Here is a 21,676-nt window from a genome sequence, read left to right on the forward strand (position 1 = left end):
ACACATATCATTTGTGGCGGAGCGCGGCGAGTTCCTTGCGGTCGGTCACGAGCGAGGCGCATTCCTTATTGTCCGTTCGATCTAGGCGGAAAATTCCGTCGTCGGCACCGGCGACCAGTGACAGTTCGGCATCCTCATCCGGCTTGTTGTTCTGCCAGACCCTGACCCGCGCGAGCCGCACGATCGCCGATTTATCGTCCTTCGAGAGCGCGACGCCGATGCCGCCGCCCTCGCAGTCGACGCCGCAACCGAGGCGGATCTCGGTGCCGTCCTTGGTGAACACGGCGTGATGACAGGAGCCGCTGGAGTCGAAATCGCCGGAGCGGTGACGATATCTGAAGCCGAGGCGGAAGGAATTGTGGAACTGCTTGTCCTCCGTGTCCATCTCCGCCGAGATCAGTAGCTTCATCGAGGCGACCTTCTGCTTCGGATGGCGCGCCAGATGCTCGGCATCGTAGCGCCGCACGAAGCAGGCATAGGCCTTGTTGCCGGGTGCTCCCGCATACATGCGCGCGTTGAAGGTCTCGGCTTCGGCCTTGCTGGCCTCACGGATATCGTCGGCCTCTTCGGCGTGGGCCGCGCCGGCAAACGCGGCGAGGAAGACGGCAGCAACGAGAAAAAACTTCATGATGGCCTCGCGTGCAGCAGCTGAGCTGTACGCTGTAGACGCCGCCCAGGTGCGACGCGTTCATGGTCCGCACATCACGGACACGATCATCGGCGGAGCGAGGTGACTGGTTCCACGCCGGGCATTAGTCGTCGATGGGGTCATGAAGGTTCAATCGACGTGACGTCTTCGCCTTTCGGAACTCGACGCCTGCGGTTCTTCCGACATTGCCCGACTTCATCGATGTGATAGCCTTCACAGACGATCGCCTCTGGCGGTTGTAGGCTGGGGGCCTGCCTTGTAAGTTTGTGGAGTCCCCCCGCGATGGGCGAAATTCGCAACTTCAGATCCGGGAATGACGAGCCGCCCACGCACGGCCCGATGCCTCGTCGTCTCGCGGCCATCATTGTCGGTGACATCGCTTCCTACAGCCGCCTGATGCAGGCCGACGAGGAGGGCACGCACGTCCGCGTCAAGCGGATCGAGCGGGATCTCATCCAGCCCAGCATCGTCGAACACCATGGAAATCTGGTGAAGACGACGGGCGATGGCTTCATCGCGATCTTCGACAGTCCGGTCGAGGCCGTGCGATGCAGCATCGTCATCCAGCAGAATCTCATCGGCCGCAACGCCTCGCTTCCGAAGGAGACGAGGATCGAGTACCGGATTGGTGTCAATCTCGGTGACGTCATCGTGGAGCCGGATGACGTCTACGGCGATGGTGTCAACATCGCGACGCGCATCGAGGGCATCGCCGAGCCAGGCCAGGTCTTTATCTCCGGCGCGATCTACGAGCAGATCAAGCACAAGGTCGTGTGCGGTTACGAGTCGCTCGGGGACCGCAAAGTCAAGAACATCACCGATCCCGTGCGCGTCTATAAAGTGCTGCCGGATGCAGACGCGGTCGGCAGGACGCGGGGACGGCGCGAGAATGCTCTGATCTTTCTCCTGGGAATCACGCTGTCGGTGATGGCCGCCGGCGTGCTGTGGTATCTGCTGGCTCAGGCGCCGGGCAGGGTGGGCGAGCAGGCCGCCGTCACTACCGTTTCTCCTAACGCTTCTTCTGCCGCATCGCCAAGCCCGCAGCCTCTGCGCGAAGCCGCGCCGCAGACGCCGCAGCCTTCTCCTTCGTCGGCTTCGTTACCTCCGTCGCCCGCTCCAGCGCCAACTCAATCGACAACTGCCGTCCGCGAACCCGAGATGGTCGCCATTCGCGGCGGCAGCTTTGCGATGGGAAGCAATGACGACCCGACCGAGCGTCCTGTCCATCAGGTGACGGTCAGACCGTTCTCGATCGGCAAATATCCGGTGACCGTGCAGGAATGGAACGAGTGCGCCGCTGCAAAGGCGTGCGGCTTCACGGCGATCGGCAAGGACGATGCACCGGTCAGCAATGTGAGCTGGACCGACGCGCAGCAATATGCGGCCTATCTCGCGCAGGCGACGAAGAAGACCTATCGGCTTCCGAGCGAAGCCGAATGGGAATATGCCGCGCGTGGCGGAACGCAGACCAAATATTGGTGGGGCGACAAGCTGCAGCCGGGCATGGCCGGTTGCAAGGATTGCGGTGATCTCGCGGCCGAGCAGCCGGCGAAGGTCGGCAGCTTCAGGCCGAATCCGTTCGGGCTCCACGACATGGGCGGCGGCGTCGATCAGTGGGTCGAGGACTGCTGGCACAAGACCTATCAGGGCGCGCCCGGTGACGGCTCGGCATGGAGCAGCGGGGACTGCAGCGCTCATGTCCTGCGCTCGGGCTCCTGGAAGAACGATTCGAGATATGTGCGGCCGTCCAACCGCGACGGCTACGACACCAATGTTCGCTATCCCACGCACGGATTCCGCGTGGCGCTCAGTCCCTAAGTGGTGGAGTTGGTTTGATGCAGATATTTCGTTGCGTCGCGCTGGCGGCGGCGCTCGCATTGCTCCCGGGGGGAGCCTTTTCACAAGGCAAGGCAGCGCCCAAGGACGCAAAGCTCTATTTCATCACCCCGCATGACGGGCAAAAGGTCCGCGGCGGATTCTGGGTCCGGTTCGGCTTGCGCAACATGGGAGTGACCCATGCCGGCGACGAGTACCAGAACGCCGGTCACCATCATCTGCTGATCGACGTCAACGACCCCATCGATCCCAAGGAGCCGATCCTGCAGGACAAGTCGCATCTGCATTTCGGGGCAGGGCAGACCGAAACGCTGCTCGAGCTTCCGCCCGGAACGCACACGCTTCAACTCGTGCTGGGCGATGCCAGGCACTATCCGTTCGAGCCGCCCATCGTGTCGGAGAAAATCACCATACGCGTCCGGCCGCCGGCCGCGGCGCGGTAGTCGGTCACCGCAGGCTGGCGTTGAACTTGTCCAGCGCCGCCGAGCCCGGGCAGAGCGTGTCCGCTTCCAGCGTGTTGAGCGGCGTCTCGACCGTGTTGAGATGCTCGTGCAGATCTTCCGCATCAGGGTCGACATAGAGCAGGCCGGTGACGATCTGTCCCTTGGCGGCGTGCTTTTGCAGAAAGGTCTGGGCGCCGAGCCGGTCGTGCGGATCGTAGTCGGCGTCGATCTTGCGCAGCGCGATCCTGCTGCCGTCATGCTGCTCGACCATCTGCACCGTGCCGGGTGCGTAATCCACCGCAATCGGATCGCGGCCGACCAGCACGTCGAGCCGGTTCACCGCGTCATTGTGCTCGCGGACATAGTCGAAGCTCTTGGTCGAGCCGGCGTGGTTGTTGAAGGCGATGCAGGGGCTGATGACGTCGATGAACGACGCGCCCTTGTGGCGGATCGCGGCCGCGATCAGCGGCACGAGCTGGGTCTTGTCGCCGGAGAAAGAGCGCGCGACGAAAGTCGCGCCCAACTGCAGCGCGATGGCGACGAGGTCGATGGCATTGTCGGTGTTGGTGACGCCCTTCTTGGACTTCGAGCCGCGGTCGGCGGTCGCCGAGAACTGGCCCTTGGTCAGGCCGTAGACGCCGTTGTTCTCGACGATATAGGTCATGTTGACGCCGCGCCGGATCGAATGCGCGAACTGGCCGAAGCCGATCGAGGCGGAATCGCCGTCGCCGGAGACGCCGAGATAGATCAAATCGCGATTGGCGAGATTGGCGCCGGTCAGGACCGACGGCATGCGGCCGTGCACGGAGTTGAAGCCGTGCGAATTGCCGAGGAAATAGTCGGGCGTCTTCGACGAGCAGCCGATGCCCGAGATCTTGGCGACCCGGTGCGGCTCGATCGAAAGCTCGTAGCAGGCCTCGATGATCGAGGCCGTGATCGAGTCGTGGCCGCAGCCGGCGCACAGCGTCGAGATCTTGCCTTCGTAATCGCGATGGGTGTAGCCGAGCTCGTTCTTCTTCAGCCCGGGATGGTGGAATTTCGGCTTTGCAATGTAGGTCATGCGAGCACCTGAAGCTTCCGCGGCGTCATGGCCGGGCTTGTCCCGGCCATCCACGTCTTGGCGGCACGGAAGAAAGGCGTGGATGCCCGGGTCAAGCCCGGGCATGACGGAGAGAGTAAATAACCGGTCATCATGACACGGCCTTGCGGAGCGGGGTCACCTTGAGGTGATCCTGGTGGTCGCCAATGGCTTTTGCGATGAAGCGGGCGGTGATCGGCGAACCGTCGTAGTGCACGATCGGCACCAGCCGCACCGGGTCGATGCCGTTCTCGTTGACGATGAGCTGGCGCAGCTGGCTGTCGCGATTCTGCTCGACGACGTAGACGAAATCGTGCTCGGCGAGGAAGCTCGCTACGCTCGAATGGAACGGGAAGGCGCGGATGCGTAGGCGATCGAGCTGATGCCCCCGTGCCTCCAAAAGTCCGATCGCCTCGTCCATCGCCGGCGTGGTCGAGCCGAAATAGATCACGCCGTATTTGGTCGGCCGTTCCGCATTGGCCTGGAGCGGCCGCGGTACCAGATCCTGCGCGGTCTCGAACTTGCGCATCAGCCGCTGCATGTTGTCGGCGTAGACCGAGCCTTCCTCGGAGTAACGCGCATAGCGGTCACGCGACGTGCCGCGGGTAAAAAAGGAGCCCTTGGTCGGATGCGTGCCGGGATAGGTTCGGTACGGGATGCCGTCGCCGTCGACGTCGAGATAGCGGCCGAAATCGCGGCCTTCGTCCAGCATCTCCGCAGTCATCACCTTGCCGCGGTCATATTGCTTGGAATCGTCCCATTTCAGCGGACGGCAGAGCCGGTGGTTCATGCCGATGTCGAGGTCGAGCATCAGGAAGATGGTGGTCTGGAGCCGCTCGGCGAGATCGAAGGCCGCGGCCGCGAACTCGAACGCCTCGGCGGGATCCTCGGGGAATAGCAGCACATGCTTGGTATCGCCATGCGAAGCATAGGCGCAGGCGATGATGTCGCATTGCTGGGTGCGGGTCGGCATGCCCGTGGAGGGGCCGGCGCGCTGGATGTTCATGATCACGGCCGGGATTTCGGCGAAGTACGAAAGTCCGATGAACTCGGTCATCAGCGAGATGCCGGGCCCGGAGGTCGCGGTGAAGGCGCGCGCGCCGTTCCAGCAGGCGCCGATCACGATTCCGATCGAAGCCAGCTCGTCCTCGCCCTGCACGATGGCGTATTTGGCCTTGCCGGTCTCGGGATCGTGTCGGTACTTCTTGCAGTGGGCGGTAAAAGCCTCCGCCACCGACGAGGACGGCGTGATCGGATACCAGGCGCACACGGTGGCGCCGCCATAGACGGCGCCAAGCGCGGCGGCGCTGTTGCCTTCGATGAAGATGCGGTCGCCGACCTTGTCGGACTTCTTCACCCGCAGCCCGGTCGGGCATTTCAGGTTCTGCAGCGCCCAGTCGCGGCCGAGATGCAGCGCGTGGACGTTGGAGGACAGGAGCTTCTCCTTGCCCTTGTACTGCTCGCCGATCAGCTGCTCAATCAGCTTCGGATCCATATCGAGCAGCGCCGAGAGCGCCCCGAGATAGATGATGTTCTTGAACAGCTGGCGCTGGCGCGGATCGGTGTAAGTCGAGTTGGTGATCGCGGTCAGGGGGACGCCGATCACGGTGATGTCGTCGCGGAATTTGGTCGACGGCATCGGCTTGGTGGAATCGTAGAACAGATAGCCGCCGGGCTCGATGCCGGCGACATCCTTGTCCCAGGTCTGCGGGTTCATGGCGACCATCATGTCGACGCCGCCGCGGGCGCCGAGATGGCCGTCTTCGGTCACCCGCACCTCGTACCAGGTCGGCAGCCCCTGGATGTTGGAGGGGAAGATGTTACGGGGGCTCACCGGAACGCCATGGCGCAGGATCGCGCGCGCGAACATCTCGTTGGCGCTGGCCGAGCCCGATCCGTTGACGTTGGCGAAGCGGACGACGAAGTCGTTTACGCTGCTGATCGGCTTTTTGTCGGACATGTCGAACCCGCTTGAGTCATCTCGATCAAATATTTCTGCATGTCCCAGGCGCCGGTGGGACAACGCTCGGCGCACAGCCCGCAATGCAGGCAGACGTCCTCGTCCTTGATCATCACGCGCCCGGTCTTGAGGTCGCTGGACACATACAGATCCTGGTCCGGATGCAGCGAGGGCGCTTTCAGGCGCTGACGGAGATCGCCTTCCTCGCCATTGTCCGTGAAGGTGATGCAGTCCATCGGACAAATGTCGACGCAGGCGTCGCACTCGATGCAGAGCGAGGTCGAGAACACGGTCTGGACATCGCAGTTCAGGCAGCGGTGAGCTTCGCCCAGCGCGAGCTTGACGTCGTAGCCGAGCTCGACCTCGGTGCGGATGTCCTTCAGCGCGATCACCTTGTCGCGATGCGGCACCTTGTAGCGCTTGTCGTTGGAGATGTCGTTGTCATAGCTCCATTCGTGGATGCCCATCTTCTGCGAGGAGATGTGCACCTCCGGCAATGGACGCTCGGTGACGTCCTCGCCCGAAAGCATCTTGTGGATCGACAGCGCAGCGTCATGGCCCTGCGCTACCGCCCAGATGATGTTCTTCGGCCCGAACGCGGCGTCGCCGCCAAAGAACACTTTTGGATTTGTGGATACGAACGTCTTCGGATCGACCTTGGGCATGTGCCATTTGTCGAACTCGATGCCGCAGTCCTGCTCGATCCAGGGGAAGGCGTTCTCCTGGCCGACCGCGACCAGCACGTCATCGCATTCGATGGTCTGGTCCGGCTCGCCCGAGGGCACGAGGTTGCGCCGGCCCTTGGCATCGTATTCGGCCTTCACCTTCTGGAAGGTGATACCGGTGAGTTTGCCGTTGTCATGGACGAAAGCCGTGGGGACGAGGAAGTTGAGGATCGGAATGTCCTCGTGCAGCGCGTCTTCCTTCTCCCAGGGCGAGGCCTTCATCTCCTCGAAGCCGGAGCGCACGACGACCTTCACCTCTTCGCCGCCGAGGCGGCGCGCGGTGCGGCAGCAATCCATCGCGGTGTTGCCGCCGCCGAGCACGATAACGCGCTTGCCGATCTTGTCGGTATGGCCGAACGAGACCGAGGACAGCCAGTCGATGCCGATATGGACGTTGGCGGCGGCTTCCTTGCGTCCGGGGATGTCGAGCTCGCGGCCGCGCGGTGCGCCGGACCCGACGAAGATCGCGTCGTACTTCTCCGCGAGCAGCGCCTTCATGCTCTCGATGCGGTGGCCGCCCTTGAAGTCGACGCCGAGACCCAGGATGTAGCCGGTCTCCTCGTCGATGACCGAATCGGGCAGGCGGAATTTCGGGATCTGCGAGCGCATCATGCCGCCGGCTTTCGGATCGGCATCGAACACCGTGCAGTGATAGCCGAGTGGCGCGAGATCGCGCGCCACCGTCAGCGAAGCGGGACCGCCGCCGACGAAGGCAACGCGCTTGCCGTTCTTGGCCAAGGGCCGCGGCAGGCGTTGCGTGATGTCGTCCTTGAAGTCGGCGGCGACGCGCTTGAGGCGGCAGATCGCGACCGGCGTCTCCTCGACGCGCCCGCGGCGGCACGCCGGCTCGCATGGACGATCGCAGGTGCGTCCCAGAATTCCGGGAAACACGTTCGATTTCCAATTGATCATATAGGCGTCGCTGTAGCGGCCTTGGGCGATCAGTCGGATGTATTCGGGAACGGGAGTGTGCGCAGGACAGGCCCATTGGCAATCGACTACTTTGTGAAAGTAGTCGGGGGCCGCAATATCGGTCGGTTTCATTCCTACCCTGTCCGCGCAGGCTCAAAGACCCGGCGGCCTTTTCTTGAGCTTGCGAACGCTAACGCGCGGCGATCTGGTTTCTGAATGACGTCATTGGGTTAGCTTATTAGAACGGCTCCGAAGTACAACGGCAAATTTGGGGGATCACCGGCTTTCATGGGAGCCCAGCGCGCACATCATTAATGGCCGCGCGAGATGCGTGCGATGCAACATATATACTTTGCCCAATCCTCGTCATTGCGAGGACCCCTTGCGACGAAGCAATCCAGGCTGCGACCGCGGAAAGACTCTGGATTGCTTCGCTGCGCTCGCAATGACGGCGTTGGCGGCAGCGCAGCAATGTCCCCAGGTCAGCCCCGCGCGATGTCGCTCTTCGCGAGGTCCCACATCAGGCTGTAGGTGCCGACCGACACGGGAAGCGGGAATGGCGAGGCGGCAGGGCCGGTGAAGCGCGCGGCGATCACGGCCGAGACCGCGCCGACATGCGTGCCGTCGATCAGCACGAACCAGTCGCGCGCGCCTTCGTTGCGCACCGCCGGAATGTCCGCCGTTGCGCCCGACAATTCCGGTTCGCTCTCGAGCAGATGCATGGAGATGATGCCGTCGTGCTGTTCCGGCGCCAGCCGTTCTTGCAGTGCGTCACGCCATGCGGCTGCATTGTCCGGCGTCGGCCGCAGCCGGATCACACCGAGCGCCGCGCCGCGGCCGGTGCCATTGCTGATCGTGATGCGCGCGACCACGCGGAGCATGTCCTTGAAATGCGCCATGCTCCGCCGCGACCATTCGGTCTGATGGTGAGCCGCGCCCGGTAGGCGGGACTGTCGAGCACGTCGAGCGTCGCGGTCGAATACAACGAGAGATATTTGGGATTGGCGGCGTGCGCGACATAGCGCCGCGCCTCCAGAAAGCCCTCGATCGCAACGCGCTCTTCCAGATGCTCGCGATCGTACCAGCGATTGAAATCGGCTTCATCTGAAACGTCGATATTCATCGACGTCAGCAGCATGCCCTTCCCGGCGCATGGCATTTTCGTGTTGTCCTGTTATCGCGAGATCTTCGAGGCGATATCCGCGATCGACTTCATGACCGCGTCCCGCACGCCGGTATCATAGAGCGAATGGCCGGCTTCTTCCACGATACGAATCTCGGAACCCGGCCACGCTTTCGCGAGCGCCTGCGATGTCTCGGGAGGGCACAACAGATCGTAGCGTCCCTGGACGATGATGCCGGGAATGCCGTCGAGCTTGCCGGCATTCCGCAACAACTGGTTCTCCGTCATGAAGCTGTCGTGAATGAAATAATGCGCCTCCATGAACGGCGTCGCCGGCAATGTGCGCCAGACGTTCAGCGACGCCAGGTCGATCCGCGTCTTTGCCGCCTTGTGCTCCGACAACGCGCGCTCGGTGTCGTGCCAGGCGCGCGATGCCGGGCCATGCACGGCCGGATCGGGATCGAGGATGCGGCGATAGTAGGCTTCCACCGGCCGCGCGCGTTCCTCGACCGGCAGCACGCTGAGAAAATCCTCATAGAGCGCGGGGTAGAATTGCGACAGGCGTGAGGTGAAGGCGGTCTCGACTTCAGCACGCGTGCCGAGAAACATCGCGCGGAGCGCAATCCCGGAGACGCGCTCGGGATGGGCCTGCGCATAAGCCAGCGCCAGCGTCGCGCCCCAGGATCCGCCGACCACCATCCAGCGCGCGATGCCGAATTTCTCGCGGATCTTTTCCATGTCCGCGATCAGATGCTGCGTGGTGTTGTGCTGGCGCGATCCCTTCGGCCGGCTGCGGCCGCAGCCGCGCTGGTCGAACAGCACGGCATGGAAACGGTCGGGATCAAACAGCCGGCGATGGTCGGGCTGGCAACCACTGCCGGGGCCGCCATGCAGATAGACCGCCGGGATTCCGTCGGTGCGGCCGACGCTCTCGACATAGAGCTCGTGGCCGTTGCCGACGTCGAGCATTTCGGAGGTCAGCGGTGCAAAGGGATCGGCGCGCTTGACTGAGCTGGCCGCGTCGGCGTCAGGCGTCATTCGCCGGATTCCAGAGTGCCGCCGGCGAAATTGCGATAGACGAAGCGGTTGGTGTCGCCCTCGGCCTCGCGCTCGGCCTGCTTGAAGATGGTCTCGTGCAGCGGCGATAGCGCACAGGCAGGATCGGTGTTGGCGGCGTCACCGGTCAGCGCAAAGGCCTGGCAGCGGCAGCCGCCGAAATCGATCTCGCGGAATTCGCAACTCTTGCACGGCTCCTTCATCCAGCCGGTGCCGCGATAGCGATTGAAGGCCTCCGAGTTCTGCCAGATCCAGGCGATCGAATGGTTGGAGCGCACGGATTCGAAGTCGAGCCCGGTGATGCTCTCGGCGGCGTGGCAGGGCAGCACCTTGCCGGCCGGCGAAATGTTGAAGAACTGCCGGCCCCAGCCGCCCATGCATTTCTTCGGCCGCAGCGCATAGTAGTCGGGCACGACATAGTCGATCGTCAGCCGGCCCTTCAGCCGTTCGTGCGCGTCCTCGACGATGCGGGTGCACTCGTCGAGCTGCGCCACCGTCGGCATCAGCGCGGCGCGGTTCTTCAGCGCCCAGCCGTAATATTGCACATTGGCAACCTCGAGCCGGTCGGCGTCGAGATCGACCGACATCTGGATGATCTCGGGCAGCTGGTGCAGGTTCTGCCGGTGCATCACCGCATTCACGGTGAGCGGCAAATCAAGCTCGCGCGTCCATTTTGCCACTTCGAGCTTCTTGCGGTGCCCGTTTTTGTAACCGCCGACGCGATCGGCGAGGGCTTCTTCAACACCCTGGAAACTGATCTGGACGTGGCAGAGCCCGGCATCGGCCAGCTCGCTCAGCCGCTCGCGCGTCAGCAGCACCGCCGAGGTGATGAGATTGGTGTAGAGGCCGACGTCGCTCGCATGCTTGACCAGCTCGACGAGGTCCTTGCGTGCGGTCGGCTCGCCGCCCGAGAAATGCACCTGGAGCACGCCGATCTCGGCGAGCTCGCTCAGGACCTTCTTCCATTCCTCGGTGGTCAGCTCCTTGCCCGAGCGGTCGAGCTCGACCGGGTTGGAGCAATAGGGGCATTGCAGCGGGCAGCGATGGGTGATCTCGAGCAGCACGGCGAGCGGAATGCCGAACGTCTCCGCCGTCGAGCGGCTCTTCTCCAGCACCGCGAGGCTGTCGCTGGCGTCGGGCGGGATGGTGGGGTTGCCGAGCACATCGCTCATGACGTCTTCTCCCGGGCCTCCGTGAGAAAGCCCTTGTCGGCGAGATCCTGCAGCATGACGATGACGTCGGCCAAAATCGCCTCGCGCGGCGCGGCGTATTTTGCCGCGAGCTGGTCGGACATTTCGCCGACATTGCGCTCGCCGTCGCAGAGCTGCAAGACCTCGACCGCGATCTCGTCCGGCGCCAGCACGCGTTCGGGCGCCAGGATCACCCAGACTTTTCGCGTCTCGTCATATTTCAGCTTGGCGTGCCGCGGCAGCACCGGCCGGCTGGTCTCGCTGACGCTGATGTGACGCGGCCCGGCCATCGCTTGTTCCTCAGCTCGCTTTTTGGTGTTCTTGGGGCACGAACGCGCCCGGCGGAATGTGGCCCTCGACATAGGCGTGTTGGAGCGCGTCGAGCTGCACCCATAGCACGTTGGTCTTGAAGATCAGCGCGTTGCAGACGGATGCGCGTTGCTCGGGGGTGGTGGCATGTGCCTTGACGTAGTCGAGTGCGAAATTGGCATCGCGCGGTGCCTGCGCCAGCCGGCGCTTGAAGTAGCTCATGATGTCTGGATTGACGAAGTCATAGTGCTCCAGCATGCCGGCAATGCGCTCTTCGTGCAGGTTCGGCGCGAACAATTCGGTGAGCGAGGAGGCGATCGCCTCCAGCGGCGACTTTTCGCGGCAATAATGGACATAGGCTTCTACGGCAAAGCGCGTCGCGGGCAGGATGCCCTCGGTCGATTCCACATAGGCCGTGTCCAGCCCGAGGCCGTCGGTCAGCTTCAGCCAGCGCTCGATCCCGCCTTCGGAGCCGATATCGCCGTCATGATCCTCGATGCGGTGGCGCCATTCCACGCGCGTGGCGCGGTCGCGGAAGCGCGAGATCACCACCGCGTCCTTGATCGGGATCGTGCTCTGGTAATAGTAGCGATTCAGCGCCCAGGCCTGGACCTGGCCCTTGTTCAGCTTGCCGCCGTGCAGCATCTTATGGAACGGATGCAGGCTGTGATAGCGCGTCGCACCGATATGGCGCAGCGCCGCCTCCAGCTCCTCGGCGCTCGTGAGCCTGATGTCCTTGCCGACCGAGAGCGCGGTCATTCCAGTCAGTGACGCGGCATTCACAGCACGATCTCCGTTCCGTCGGCGGGTATCTGCCAGCCCGCCGCTTCAGCGGCCTTGCGCTCGGGGGAAGCGGGCAGCAGCGCCGGGTTCGAGTTATTGATATGCAGAAATATCTTCCTGTCGAGCGTGAGGTCGGCGAGCCGCGCGATGGCGCCGTGGTCGCCGGACATCGCGACATGGCCCATGCTCTTGCCGGTCTTGTGGCTAAGCCCAGTCTTGATCATCTCATCGTCCTGCCACACCGTGCCGTCGAAGAACACCAGCGCAGCGCCGTCGATCTCGGCCTTGAGCGCGTCGGTGACCTCGGCGCAGGCGGCGATGAAGTAGAAGCATTTGCCGGTCGCTTTGTCGGTGATCTTCAGCCCCAGCGTATCGCCTTCGCCGGCGTCGCCGCCCGGATGCGCCTTGCCTTCCAGATACCAGGCCGATTTGCCCGAGACCGCGAAGGGCAGCACCTCAAGTCCTGAGCGCGCCCCGTCCGGCAGCCGCGGCTCGAACGGCTCGTTGATGTCGACCGGCTGGCGCTGCACGTTCTTCTCGTTCAGCACGTTGAAGATGCTGTTGGCCTTCAGGATCGCCAGCACCTTCTCATGCGCATAGACCGTGAAGGGCGAGCCCTCGCGCATCGACAGCAGGCCTGCCACCGCGTCCACTTCGCTGTTGGTCAGGATTACGCCTGCGATCGGCGTATGGCGCAGCGCGCCTGCCTTCGGATGCAGCTGCGGCGTGGCATTCAATTGCTGGCGCAGGTCGGGGGAGGCGTTGATCAAGAACCAATGCTCGCCGTCGCCACTGAAGGCGACCGAGGCTTGGGTCCGTTGCAGCTCTTGGCCGTTTCCACGGGCCGCCCGGCAGCCCTCGCAGCCGCAATTCCATTGCGGCACTCCGCCGCCGGCTGCGGCGCCCAGGACGACGACGCGAAGCATGATCCGTCTCCTGGAGGGAACGCTGCGAGGTGGGTCTCAGGCCAACACAGTTTCCGTCGTTCGGAAACCTGCCGTGACCGAAAGACCCACCTGCGCTGAACGCAGATCGCCAGCCACTTACTTGCGGGTGGCGCTCACATACATGTTGATTTCCATGCCGCAGGGCACTTCGACGATCTTCGGGGCTTTCCAGGCCATTTCGGCTCTCCATTTTCGAGAATTCGGACGTATCCGCCCAACCCTTAAGTTAGTGCGGGTGGAAAAGTTCGCCAGTGAAATTTTCCCGAGAAAGCCATGTTGCGGCGCGAAAAATGCTGCCGGAACGATACTTGCTGGTGATGCTGCCTTGCGCCCGGCGCATTCGGTCGCGAACCCTGTCCTGATAAAGCAGTTGTGAGTGCGGTGCAGCTTTCAATCCGGTACAGGCGACCCAACTGGAACTTCGTGATGCCCAGATATTTCTTCAACACCCGTATCGGCGACGAACTGATCGTGGATCCCGAGGGAGAGGATCTGCGCAATCCCGACCGCGCCTGGGAGGTTGCCCGCCAGATGATTCTGGAGGTGCTGAGATCGGAAGGCACCCAGCCGGCCCTGCTCGAGGCCGTCATCGAGGTCACCGACCGCGAAGGCGAGATCGTGCTCGAATTCCCCTTCACCGAGGCATTGCTGGACATCCCGGACCAATCCGCGACGCGGCACTAGCCCCCGACTCTCTCCCCGTCATTGCGAGGAGCCCTTGCGACGAAGCAATCCAGGCTGCTTCCGCGGAGGCCATCTGGATTGCTTTGCTTCGCTCGAAATGACGGAGAATGAGCCTCACCCGGCAGCCCCCGCCCTTCGCCCCTGCGAAATCCGCATGGCTTTGCCGCGTTCCCGGGGCTAAAAGACGCCGGTTAAACGGAGCAAGCCATGCAAGATCTCTGGCGCCTGTCGGCGGCCGACCTCGCCAACCTCGTCAAAACCAAGAAGGTCTCCGCCAGGGAGGCCGCGCAGGCCGGCCTGGCCCGGCTCGACGCCGTCAATCCCAGCCTCAACGCCGTGATCGACCACCGCCCGGAGGACGTGCTCAAGCAGGCCGACGCCGTCGATGCCGCCATTGCGCGGGGCGAGGACCCAGGCCCGCTCGCCGGCGTGCCCGTCACCATCAAGGCCAATGTCGATCAGGAGGGCTTTGCCACCACCAACGGCCTCAAGCTCCAGCGCGACCTGATCGCGCGCGAGGACAATCCGGTGGTCGCCAATTTCCGCAAAGCCGGCGCCGTTCTGCTGGGGCGCACCAATTGCCCGGCCTTCTCCTATCGCTGGTTCACCACCAATCTGGTCCACGGCGACACCAAGAACCCGCGCGATGCCTCGCTGACGCCGGGCGGCTCGTCCGGCGGCGCCGGCTCGGCGGTCGCGGCCGGCATCGGCCATATCGCCCATGGCACCGACATTGCGGGCTCGATCCGCTATCCCGCCTATGCCTGCGGCGTGCATGGCCTGCGCCCGACGCTCGGCCGTATCCCGGCCTTCAATCCGGCCCTGCCGGAGCGCCCGATCGGGCCGCAGATCATGGCGGTGTCGGGGCCGCTGGCGCGCACCGTCAACGACATCAGGATTTCGCTCGCGGCGATGTCGGCCCGCGATGTCCGCGATCCCTGGTTCGTGCCGGCGCCGCTGGAAGGCCCGGCGCGTCCCAAGCGCGCCGCGCTGTGTCTCAATCCGGACGGCCTTGCGACGGCGCCCGAGGTGAAGGCCGCCGTCATCGACGCCGGCAAGCGGCTCGAGCGTGCCGGCTGGACCGTCGAGACAATCGAGAACACCCCGCCGATGCGCGAAGCGGTCGAGTGGCAGATCAAGCTGTGGCTGGGCGACGGCTATGAGGCGCAACTCGAGATGGCCGAGCGTGAGGGCGATCCCGGCGCGCTGGCGTGCCTCAACGGCAACCGCGGCAGGGTCACGCCGATGGACCAGGCCAATTACGCCAAGGCATTGACCCGCCGCGCCACGCTGACCCGCGACTGGATGCTGTTTTTCGAGACCTATGCCGTGCTGCTGACGCCGGTCTCCGGCGAATTGCCGTTCCCCGATCATCTCGACCGCAAGGACGAGTCTTCCTTCAAACGCGTCTGGGAAGCACAGCTGCCGCAGATCGCCATTCCATTCATGGGCCTGCCGGGCCTCGTGGTCTCCACCGGCCTCGTCGGCAAGGCCCCGGTCGGCGTACACATCGTGTCCGGCCGCTATCGCGAGGATCTCTGCCTGCTCGCAGGCGAGGCGATCGAGGCGGGCGGCGTGCCGCCGTCGCCGATCGATCCCGTGGGTTAGCGATGTCGGTGATCTACGACTTCAAGGCCAACTCGCTTCTCGGCGAAGAAGTGCCGATGCGCAGCTTCGAGGGACAGGTGCTGCTGATCGTCAACACCGCGAGCAAATGCGGCTTCACGCCGCAATATCGCGGCCTGGAGGATCTGCATCGCGACCTCAGTCCGCGCGGCTTCTCGGTGCTCGGCTTTCCCTGCAACCAGTTCGGTGCGCAGGAGCCTGGACCGGCGAGCGAGATCCAGGCGTTCTGCTCGACCAATTACGACGTCACCTTTCCCCTGTTCGAGAAGATCGACGTCAACGGCAGCAACGCGCATCCGTTGTATGAGTACCTGAAACGCCAGCAATCCGGCCTGCTGGGCGCCTCCATCAAATGGAATTTCACCAAATTCCTGGTGGACCGCGCCGGCAAGGTGGTTTCGCGCTATGCGCCGACCGCGCGGCCCGAAGGATTGCGGCAGCAAATCGAGACCCTGTTATGAGCGAGACAATCATGAGCGACGAATTTCCGGACCGCCTCTCGGTCGATCCGAACAGCCCCTTTTACAATGCAGACATCCTGGCGCGCGACGTCGGCATCCGCTTCAAGGGTGTCGAGAAGACCAATGTCGAGGAATACTGCATCAGTGAAGGCTGGGTTCGCGTCACCGCCGGCAACGCCAAGGACCGCCACGGCAATCCGCTGACCATCAAGGTGCACGGCCCGGTCGAGCCGTATTTCAGGGATAAGAAGTAAGTACTGGCACTGCGAGGAGCGAGCTCAACTCTTAGTCCCTCATCCTGAGGAGCGCGGAACGCGCGTCTCGAAGGATGAAGGCCCGGCCAGTGGCCTCGCCCTTCGAGACGCCTGCTTCGCAGGCTCCTCAGGGTGAGGGTCTGCCGGATCGCTACGCTCGCAATGACGAAAGTGAAAGGCCAAAACCCCATGTCCGTCCGCATCGTCGACGTCCGCGAGATCACGAAGCCGATCTCTTCGCCGATCCGCAACGCCTATATCGATTTCACCAAGATGACGACGAGCCTGGTTGCCGTCGTCACCGACGTCGTGCGCGACGGCAAGCGCGTCGTCGGCTACGGCTTCAACTCCAACGGCCGCTACGGGCAGGGCGGCCTGATCCGGGAGCGCTTTGCCGCGCGCATCCTGGAGGCCGATCCGAAATCGCTGCTGAACGCGGTCGGCGACAATCTCGACCCCGACAAGGTATGGGGCGCGATGATGACCAACGAGAAGCCGGGCGGTCACGGCGAGCGCTCCGTCGCGGTCGGCACCATCGACATGGCGGTGTGGGATGCGGTAGCGAAGATCGCCGGCCAACCTCTGTTTCGGCTGCTGGCCGAGCGTCACGGCGTCAAAGCCAATCCGCGCGTGTTCGTCTACGCCGCCGGCGGCTATTATTATCCCGGCAAGGACCTCTCGATGCTGCGCGGCGAGATGCGCGGCTATCTCGATCGCGGCTACAACGTCGTGAAGATGAAGATCGGCGGCGCTGATATCGGGGACGATCGCACCCGCATCGAGGCGGTGCTGAAGGAGATCGGCAAGGACGCGCAGCTCGCCGTCGACGCCAACGGCCGCTTCGATCTCGAGACCGGGATCGCCTACGCAAAAATGCTGCGCGACTATCCGCTGTTCTGGTACGAGGAGGTCGGCGATCCCCTCGACTACGCGCTGCAGGCAGCGCTTGCCGAATTCTATCCGGGACCGATGGCAACGGGCGAAAACCTGTTCAGCCACCAGGACGCCCGCAATCTGATCCGCTACGGCGGCATGCGGCCTGACCGCGACTGGCTGCAATTCGACTGCGCGCTGTCCTACGGCCTGTGCGAATATCAGCGCACGCTCGAGGTGCTGAAAACTCATGGCTGGTCGCCGAGCCGCTGCATCCCGCACGGTGGCCACCAGATGTCGCTCAACATCGCAGCCGGCTTAGGCCTCGGCGGCAACGAGAGCTACCCCGATCTGTTCCAGCCCTACGGTGGCTTCCCCGACGGCGTCCGCGTCGAGAACGGCCACATCACCATGCCCGATCTCCCCGGCATCGGTTTTGAGGGCAAGTCGGATCTCTACAAGGAGATGAAGGCGCTGGCGGAGTAGGAGGCGCATGTTAGGCGCGACGGCCGCGCCACACACTCCGTCATTGCGAGCGCAGCGAAGCAATCCAGGATCCCTCCGCGGGCTTGGTCTGGATTGTTTCGCGGCGCTGCCCCTACGGGCTCTGCGAATGGGAGCTGATCGTCTCGGCGAGCCGTTTACGGCGTCGGTTTTTGAGCCGGCGTCTCTTTTGCTCTCAGGCTCGCTGAGTTCACGGCAGCGACCCAGAGGGTCGCGCTCGGCCATGAAACGAGTCCGGTCCTCAGGAAATAACCGTTAACAGAGGCCGGCGGACTTCTGAGCACGAACATAAAGGTGTGCCCGGGAAGGCCGCTCCAGAACGTGTTCATGCCCACGGTTTCAACGTATGCGATCGGGAAGCTGTTTTCCTTGTAGAGACTGCGATGGCTGAGAGTCGTGCCGTCGAAAGTGAGCTCGACAAATGTGATGTAGACGATGGTCGCTGCTGCCAATAGCCCAAGGACACCGGATGGAAGTAATCCTATCTTGAAGAATTTGTACGCAATGAACGCGACTGCCAGCCCACCGAGAATAACGAGAGTTTCTTCGAAGCTATAGCACTTCACTGCAATTCCAAGCCCCGGACGTCCCCTACGACAACCGCATATCCAGCAGCCGCCGCCCTTCGCCCTTCAAGAGCTTCTTCACGGCGCTCGAGGCCACGACCTCGCCGTCATTCGCATAAGCTTCGTGGTTCTTCTCGATGTCGTCGAGGCGGTAGAGGTAATTGACCATCACGCCGGCGGACTCGCGCACGCCCTTCGGCGAGAGGTCCCCTAACCAGTTGATGCGCTCGAGGCGGGCGCCGTTGCCGAGATGGAAGCGCGCGACGGAATCGATCAGCTTGCCTTTCGGCGTGCGCGCCTTGAGGAAGTAGTGCGTGGCGAGCGGTTCGATCACGCCACGCAGCAGCGTGGTCGTCTCGGGGTTCTCGAACCATTTGGGATCGTCGAGCCGCTTCAGGATCTCCCGGTCCTCGTCCGACAGCGGCAAATCCTTGTCCTGCTTCACCCATGGCATGAAGCCCGGCACCGGCGACAGCGTCACGAAATTGTCGAGCTTGGGCAATTCGCGGCGCAGTTCCTCCACCACCTGCTTGATCAGGAAGCTGCCGAAGGAGATGCCGCCCAGACCGCGCTGGGTGTTGGAGATCGAGTAGAACACGGCGGTGCGGGCGCGATCGATCGGGACGGAGGGGCGGTCGACGGCGAGCAGCGGCGCGATCGCGCCGGGGATCGTCTCGGTCAGCGCCACCTCGACGAAGATCAGCGGCTCGTCCACCATGGCGGGATGGAAGAAGGCGTAGCAGCGGCGGTCGACCGGATCGATGCGGCGGCGCAGATCGTCCCAGTCGCTGATCTCGTGCACGGCCTCGTAACGGATGATCTTTTCGAGGATGTTGGCCGGGGTCGACCAGTCGATCCTGCGCAGCACGAGAAACCCCCTGTTGAACCATGACGAGAGAAGATGCGAAACGTCGCGATCGAGTGCGGCGAGATCGGTGTGCCCGTTCCTCATGTCGAGCAGGTCGGCGCGCATCTTGACGAGATCGCCCGTGCCGCCGGGCGCGCGGTTGAGGCGGCGGATCAGCTCCTGCCGGCGCGGCTCGGAGGCGAAATGAAGCGCGCTGGCATCCTCGTCGGCCGGCTTGGCGCGCCATGTCTCGATCGCCTTGGACAGGCGTTCCCGATCCGGGCCGAAATCGCGGACCAGGGCTTCGAAAAAGGCGCGACGTCCCGCCGCATCCAAATCCTGGTAGATATCGAGCACCTCACGCGCCATGGCGGTGCCCGAAGCTTCGCCCCGACCCGACAGCAGCGCGCCGCAGAGCTCGATGAGCCCATCGGCGTCCGGCTTGGTGTCGGCAGAATCCCCGCGCCGGAGCAGCGTGCGGCCGCGCTCGGAGATGGTGGTGAGCAGGTCGGAGAAGAAAGCGTTGGCCATCGGGGCTTTCGTGTCAGTTTGTGCGGTGCGGGAATCTTACACGGAATTTGGGCGGAAGCCGATCACAATCAAGCGGGGGATTTTGGCAAGTTTACTGGGGGCGTGCGTTCGAAAGCCCAAAGAAAGCTGTCATGCCCCGGCTTGACCGGGGCATCCAGTACGTCGCGGCTTTTCGGTTCTAGTCGCGTCGCCTCGGAGTACTGGATCGCCCGGTCAAGCCGGGCGATGACACTGAGTGTGTGGCAAACTCCGTCGGCGTCCGCCCCGTCACCTGGCGAAACGCCGCCGAAAACGCCGGCACGCTGGCATAGCCGAGCTGGGTCGCGAGCTGCTTCACCGACACGTTGGCATCGGTCGACAGCCGCTGGATCGCTGCCGCGATTCTTGCGCGCTGGCACCAGCTCTTGAAGCTCAGCTGCGTCTCTGTCGAAAACAGCCGCGACAGCGTGCGCGCGGAGGTTCCGACCTCGCGCGCCAGTGTGTCGATGTCGTGCAGGCCGGTGGGATCGTCGAGCACGATCATGGCCGCGCGCCGGCAGCGCGGCTCGTGCGGCAGCGGCACGAAGGTTGCGGAATCCTCGGCCTGGACCAATTCCAGCATCACCAGGCGAACCAGCAGATCGGTCCGCTCCTCGGTATTGCGCGCGTCGAACAGCGCGAGGATCGCCTGGTTCAGTAGCGGCGACACCCGCACCACGAATTCCCTGGTCAGTCCCTCATGGCGCTGCTCGCGCTTCAGCCAGGCCAAGTCGAAATAGAGCGTCCGCATCTCGATGTCGGCGAGCAGATCGATGGCGTGCTGGAGCCCGGCAGGGACCCAGACTGCGCGGTCCGGCGGCACCAGCCAGCGTCCCCCGGGAGTCGTTACCTGCATGGTGCCCCTGGCGGCATAGATCAGCTGCGCCTCCCGGTGCATATGCGGAGCGATCCGCATGCCCTTGGGGTAGTCGCGCGCGACCAGATGCACGCCCGCGGGCGAACGATGGTTGCTCCGGACCGCCCGGAGGATTGGCGTCTCGACGACAGTCATTGGCGGCATCCCGTCATGCCCAAGACATATAACTCATTTCGGAGCAGGAGAGGATTCGGAATGAACAGCCCCAGCCGGGTGATCAGTTTCGTCAACGCGGGCCATTTCATCGACCATTACGCGATGCTGATTTTCGCCGCCGCGGTGATCATCATGGGACCGGCGCTCGGCATGGCCTATTCGGAACTCCTGCCTTATGCGACGCCGGGCTTCGTCGCCTTCGGCGCGGGCTCGCTGCTCACCGGCTGGCTCGGCGACCGCTGGAGCCGCCGCCACATGATGCTGATCTTCTTCGTCGGCATCGGCGCCTCCATGATCTCGGTCGGCTTCGTGCAGACCCCAGCCCAACTCGGCGCGGCGCTGTTCGCGATCGGCATTTTTGCCTCGATCTATCATCCCGTCGGCACTGCCATGATCGTGTCCTACGCCGACAGGCTCGGCCGCGAGATGGGCATCAACGGCGTCTGGGGCAATCTCGGCGTCGCATCGTCGGCGCTGGTCACCGGCGTGATCGGCCAGTATCTCGGCTGGCGCTTCGCCTTCATTGTCCCGGGCATCGTCACCATTCTGATCGGCATCGCGTTTGCGATGATGGTCGTGCACGAGGATCGCAAGGGCTCGAAGCAGGCGGCAGCGCAAGCGCGGGTCGCCAAGCAGGATATGTGGCGCGTGATCCTGTCGCTGCTGATCGTGGTGATCGCGATCTCGACGACCTTCAATGCCGTCACCGTCGCGCTGCCAAAGCTGTTCGCGGAGCGGCTTGCCGATCTCACCAAAAGCCCGGCGCTGCTCGGTGTCATCGCGGCCTGTGTCTACGTGTTCGGTGCGATGACGCAATACACGATCGGCCGGCTGCTCGACCGCTATTCGCTGAAGACGGTGGCGCTGCCGCTGTCCTTCATGCTGGCACCGTTCCTGTATCTGGCCGCGAGCCTGTCCAATCTGCCGCTGATTTTGGTTTCGATCGGCATCGTCATGGGCGCGTTCGGGCAGGTCACGGTCAACGACGCCATGGTTGGCAAATACACCAGCGAGGAATGGCGCTCGCGCGCCTATGCCGTGCGCTATTTCATCGGCTTCACCGCAGCCGGCGCCTCGGTCGGCCTGGTCGCCTGGCTCTACGAGCAGGGCGGCTTCGTCACCATGCTGCATGCCTTCGCCGCCCTCTGCCTGCTCGCGATCGCAGCCGCGATCATTCTCCCGCGCGAGATCAGGACACCGGCGGCGGTCTAGTCTCTCTCCCCGTCATTGCGAGGAGCGCAGCGACGAAGCAATCCAGACCGCCTCCG

21 protein-coding genes and 1 pseudogene are annotated in these 21,676 nt (G+C 63.7%); 8 read left to right on the forward strand and 14 right to left on the reverse strand.

Annotated features, from left to right (window positions below; genetic code table 11):
* Positions 1-7: 7 nt before the first annotated feature.
* Positions 8-628, reverse strand: a complete 621-nt coding sequence (locus ACVIN2_RS29695; protein ID WP_456768300.1) for a hypothetical protein — start codon at positions 626-628, stop codon at positions 8-10.
* Positions 629-931: 303 nt separating this feature from the next.
* Between ACVIN2_RS29695 and ACVIN2_RS29700 the strand changes: the two genes are divergently transcribed.
* Together ACVIN2_RS29700 and ACVIN2_RS29705 are read left to right on the forward strand one after the other, a co-directional pair.
* Positions 932-2,467 (forward strand): SUMF1/EgtB/PvdO family nonheme iron enzyme, encoded by a 1,536-nt coding sequence (locus tag ACVIN2_RS29700; protein WP_456768301.1) that lies wholly within the window; start codon positions 932-934, stop codon positions 2,465-2,467.
* Positions 2,468-2,484: 17 nt separating this feature from the next.
* Positions 2,485-2,928, forward strand: coding sequence for a DUF4399 domain-containing protein (locus ACVIN2_RS29705; protein WP_456768302.1), 444 nt, complete (start codon positions 2,485-2,487; stop codon positions 2,926-2,928).
* A gap of 4 nt (positions 2,929-2,932) precedes the next feature.
* Here ACVIN2_RS29705 and ACVIN2_RS29710 read toward each other — a convergent pair whose 3' ends face one another.
* The 10 genes and pseudogenes from ACVIN2_RS29710 to pqqA all read right to left on the reverse strand — a co-directional run bounded on the left by ACVIN2_RS29710 (position 2,933) and on the right by pqqA (position 13,188).
* On the reverse strand, positions 2,933-3,988 hold the full coding sequence (locus tag ACVIN2_RS29710) for a 2-oxoacid:ferredoxin oxidoreductase subunit beta (protein WP_018454076.1): 1,056 nt from the start codon (positions 3,986-3,988) through the stop codon (positions 2,933-2,935).
* Between the two features lie 130 nt (positions 3,989-4,118).
* Entirely contained in the window at positions 4,119-5,966 is a 1,848-nt protein-coding gene (locus ACVIN2_RS29715; protein ID WP_456768303.1) for a 2-oxoacid:acceptor oxidoreductase subunit alpha, read from the reverse strand.
* Positions 5,936-7,735: an FAD-dependent oxidoreductase gene (locus tag ACVIN2_RS29720; RefSeq protein WP_456768304.1), complete on the reverse strand. Its 1,800-nt coding sequence runs from the start codon at positions 7,733-7,735 to the stop codon at positions 5,936-5,938. The genes ACVIN2_RS29715 and ACVIN2_RS29720 overlap by 31 nt, the downstream gene beginning before the upstream one ends.
* Positions 7,736-8,085: 350 nt before the next feature.
* A pseudogene (locus ACVIN2_RS29725) lies at positions 8,086-8,762 on the reverse strand (hypothetical protein).
* Positions 8,763-8,777: 15 nt separating this feature from the next.
* Entirely contained in the window at positions 8,778-9,764 is a 987-nt protein-coding gene (gene pip, locus ACVIN2_RS29730; protein ID WP_456768305.1) for a prolyl aminopeptidase, read from the reverse strand.
* Positions 9,761-10,954 (reverse strand): pyrroloquinoline quinone biosynthesis protein PqqE, encoded by a 1,194-nt coding sequence (pqqE, locus tag ACVIN2_RS29735; protein ID WP_456768306.1) that lies wholly within the window; start codon positions 10,952-10,954, stop codon positions 9,761-9,763. Before pqqE ends, pip begins: the two co-directional genes overlap by 4 nt.
* Positions 10,951-11,262 carry a pyrroloquinoline quinone biosynthesis peptide chaperone PqqD gene (gene pqqD, locus ACVIN2_RS29740; RefSeq protein ID WP_007613770.1) on the reverse strand — a complete coding sequence of 104 codons (312 nt, stop codon included), beginning with the start codon at positions 11,260-11,262 and terminating at the stop codon, positions 10,951-10,953. The genes pqqE and pqqD overlap by 4 nt, the downstream gene beginning before the upstream one ends.
* Positions 11,263-11,272: 10 nt before the next feature.
* On the reverse strand, positions 11,273-12,064 hold the full coding sequence (gene pqqC / locus ACVIN2_RS29745) for a pyrroloquinoline-quinone synthase PqqC (RefSeq protein WP_456768307.1): 792 nt from the start codon (positions 12,062-12,064) through the stop codon (positions 11,273-11,275).
* On the reverse strand, positions 12,061-12,990 hold the full coding sequence (pqqB, locus tag ACVIN2_RS29750; protein ID WP_456768308.1) for a pyrroloquinoline quinone biosynthesis protein PqqB: 930 nt from the start codon (positions 12,988-12,990) through the stop codon (positions 12,061-12,063). Before pqqB ends, pqqC begins: the two co-directional genes overlap by 4 nt.
* Before the next feature lie 117 nt (positions 12,991-13,107).
* Positions 13,108-13,188 carry a pyrroloquinoline quinone precursor peptide PqqA gene (gene pqqA / locus ACVIN2_RS29755; protein ID WP_007595659.1) on the reverse strand — a complete coding sequence of 27 codons (81 nt, stop codon included), beginning with the start codon at positions 13,186-13,188 and terminating at the stop codon, positions 13,108-13,110.
* A 249-nt stretch (positions 13,189-13,437) separates the two neighbouring features.
* Between pqqA and ACVIN2_RS29760 the strand changes: the two genes are divergently transcribed.
* The 5 genes from ACVIN2_RS29760 to tarD all read left to right on the forward strand — a co-directional run bounded on the left by ACVIN2_RS29760 (position 13,438) and on the right by tarD (position 17,395).
* The gene (locus tag ACVIN2_RS29760; RefSeq protein ID WP_007613759.1) at positions 13,438-13,695 is read left to right on the forward strand and encodes a DUF6894 family protein; all 258 of its coding nucleotides are present in this window, start codon (positions 13,438-13,440) and stop codon (positions 13,693-13,695) included.
* A gap of 207 nt (positions 13,696-13,902) precedes the next feature.
* The gene (locus ACVIN2_RS29765; RefSeq protein WP_456768309.1) at positions 13,903-15,303 is read left to right on the forward strand and encodes an amidase family protein; all 1,401 of its coding nucleotides are present in this window, start codon (positions 13,903-13,905) and stop codon (positions 15,301-15,303) included.
* A gap of 2 nt (positions 15,304-15,305) precedes the next feature.
* Entirely contained in the window at positions 15,306-15,782 is a 477-nt protein-coding gene (locus ACVIN2_RS29770; RefSeq protein ID WP_456768310.1) for a glutathione peroxidase, read from the forward strand.
* Positions 15,779-16,036: a DUF3297 family protein gene (locus ACVIN2_RS29775; RefSeq protein WP_007613756.1), complete on the forward strand. Its 258-nt coding sequence runs from the start codon at positions 15,779-15,781 to the stop codon at positions 16,034-16,036. Before ACVIN2_RS29770 ends, ACVIN2_RS29775 begins: the two co-directional genes overlap by 4 nt.
* A 189-nt stretch (positions 16,037-16,225) precedes the next feature.
* Entirely contained in the window at positions 16,226-17,395 is a 1,170-nt protein-coding gene (gene tarD / locus ACVIN2_RS29780) for a D(-)-tartrate dehydratase (protein WP_456768311.1), read from the forward strand.
* Positions 17,396-17,550: 155 nt separating this feature from the next.
* Here the strand turns inward: tarD and ACVIN2_RS29785 are convergent, their stop codons facing one another.
* The 3 genes from ACVIN2_RS29785 to ACVIN2_RS29795 form a co-directional block, all read right to left on the reverse strand.
* Positions 17,551-17,979, reverse strand: a complete 429-nt coding sequence (locus ACVIN2_RS29785) for a hypothetical protein (RefSeq protein WP_456768312.1) — start codon at positions 17,977-17,979, stop codon at positions 17,551-17,553.
* 25 nt (positions 17,980-18,004) lie between these two features.
* Positions 18,005-19,357, reverse strand: a complete 1,353-nt coding sequence (locus ACVIN2_RS29790) for a malonyl-CoA decarboxylase (RefSeq protein ID WP_456768313.1) — start codon at positions 19,355-19,357, stop codon at positions 18,005-18,007.
* Positions 19,358-19,535: 178 nt separating this feature from the next.
* Positions 19,536-20,387, reverse strand: coding sequence for an AraC family transcriptional regulator (locus ACVIN2_RS29795; RefSeq protein WP_456768314.1), 852 nt, complete (start codon positions 20,385-20,387; stop codon positions 19,536-19,538).
* Between the two features lie 60 nt (positions 20,388-20,447).
* Between ACVIN2_RS29795 and ACVIN2_RS29800 the strand changes: the two genes are divergently transcribed.
* Entirely contained in the window at positions 20,448-21,620 is a 1,173-nt protein-coding gene (locus tag ACVIN2_RS29800) for an MFS transporter (protein WP_456768315.1), read from the forward strand.
* Positions 21,621-21,676: the final 56 nt, after the last annotated feature.

This window comes from Bradyrhizobium sp. USDA 3650, from assembly GCF_054057395.1.

Bases quoted from the DNA above. Each gene is read 5' to 3' on its own strand.
- ACVIN2_RS29715 (WP_456768303.1), bottom strand. From the start codon at position 5,966: ATGTCCGACAAAAAGCCGATCAGCAGCGTAAACGACTTCGTCGTCCGC.
- ACVIN2_RS29800 (WP_456768315.1), top strand. From the start codon at position 20,448: ATGAACAGCCCCAGCCGGGTGATCAGTTTCGTCAACGCGGGCCATTTC.
- ACVIN2_RS29760 (WP_007613759.1), top strand. From the start codon at position 13,438: ATGCCCAGATATTTCTTCAACACCCGTATCGGCGACGAACTGATCGTG.
- ACVIN2_RS29795 (WP_456768314.1), bottom strand. From the start codon at position 20,387: ATGACTGTCGTCGAGACGCCAATCCTCCGGGCGGTCCGGAGCAACCAT.
- ACVIN2_RS29765 (WP_456768309.1), top strand. From the start codon at position 13,903: ATGCAAGATCTCTGGCGCCTGTCGGCGGCCGACCTCGCCAACCTCGTC.
- pqqD (WP_007613770.1), bottom strand. From the start codon at position 11,262: ATGGCCGGGCCGCGTCACATCAGCGTCAGCGAGACCAGCCGGCCGGTG.
- ACVIN2_RS29775 (WP_007613756.1), top strand. From the start codon at position 15,779: ATGAGCGAGACAATCATGAGCGACGAATTTCCGGACCGCCTCTCGGTC.
- tarD (WP_456768311.1), top strand. From the start codon at position 16,226: ATGTCCGTCCGCATCGTCGACGTCCGCGAGATCACGAAGCCGATCTCT.
- ACVIN2_RS29770 (WP_456768310.1), top strand. From the start codon at position 15,306: ATGTCGGTGATCTACGACTTCAAGGCCAACTCGCTTCTCGGCGAAGAA.
- ACVIN2_RS29720 (WP_456768304.1), bottom strand. From the start codon at position 7,735: ATGAAACCGACCGATATTGCGGCCCCCGACTACTTTCACAAAGTAGTC.
- ACVIN2_RS29705 (WP_456768302.1), top strand. From the start codon at position 2,485: ATGCAGATATTTCGTTGCGTCGCGCTGGCGGCGGCGCTCGCATTGCTC.
- ACVIN2_RS29695 (WP_456768300.1), bottom strand. From the start codon at position 628: ATGAAGTTTTTTCTCGTTGCTGCCGTCTTCCTCGCCGCGTTTGCCGGC.
- ACVIN2_RS29700 (WP_456768301.1), top strand. From the start codon at position 932: ATGGGCGAAATTCGCAACTTCAGATCCGGGAATGACGAGCCGCCCACG.
- ACVIN2_RS29790 (WP_456768313.1), bottom strand. From the start codon at position 19,357: ATGGCCAACGCTTTCTTCTCCGACCTGCTCACCACCATCTCCGAGCGC.
- pqqA (WP_007595659.1), bottom strand. From the start codon at position 13,188: ATGGCCTGGAAAGCCCCGAAGATCGTCGAAGTGCCCTGCGGCATGGAA.
- ACVIN2_RS29710 (WP_018454076.1), bottom strand. From the start codon at position 3,988: ATGACCTACATTGCAAAGCCGAAATTCCACCATCCCGGGCTGAAGAAG.
- pqqB (WP_456768308.1), bottom strand. From the start codon at position 12,990: ATGCTTCGCGTCGTCGTCCTGGGCGCCGCAGCCGGCGGCGGAGTGCCG.
- pqqE (WP_456768306.1), bottom strand. From the start codon at position 10,954: ATGAGCGATGTGCTCGGCAACCCCACCATCCCGCCCGACGCCAGCGAC.
- pip (WP_456768305.1), bottom strand. From the start codon at position 9,764: ATGACGCCTGACGCCGACGCGGCCAGCTCAGTCAAGCGCGCCGATCCC.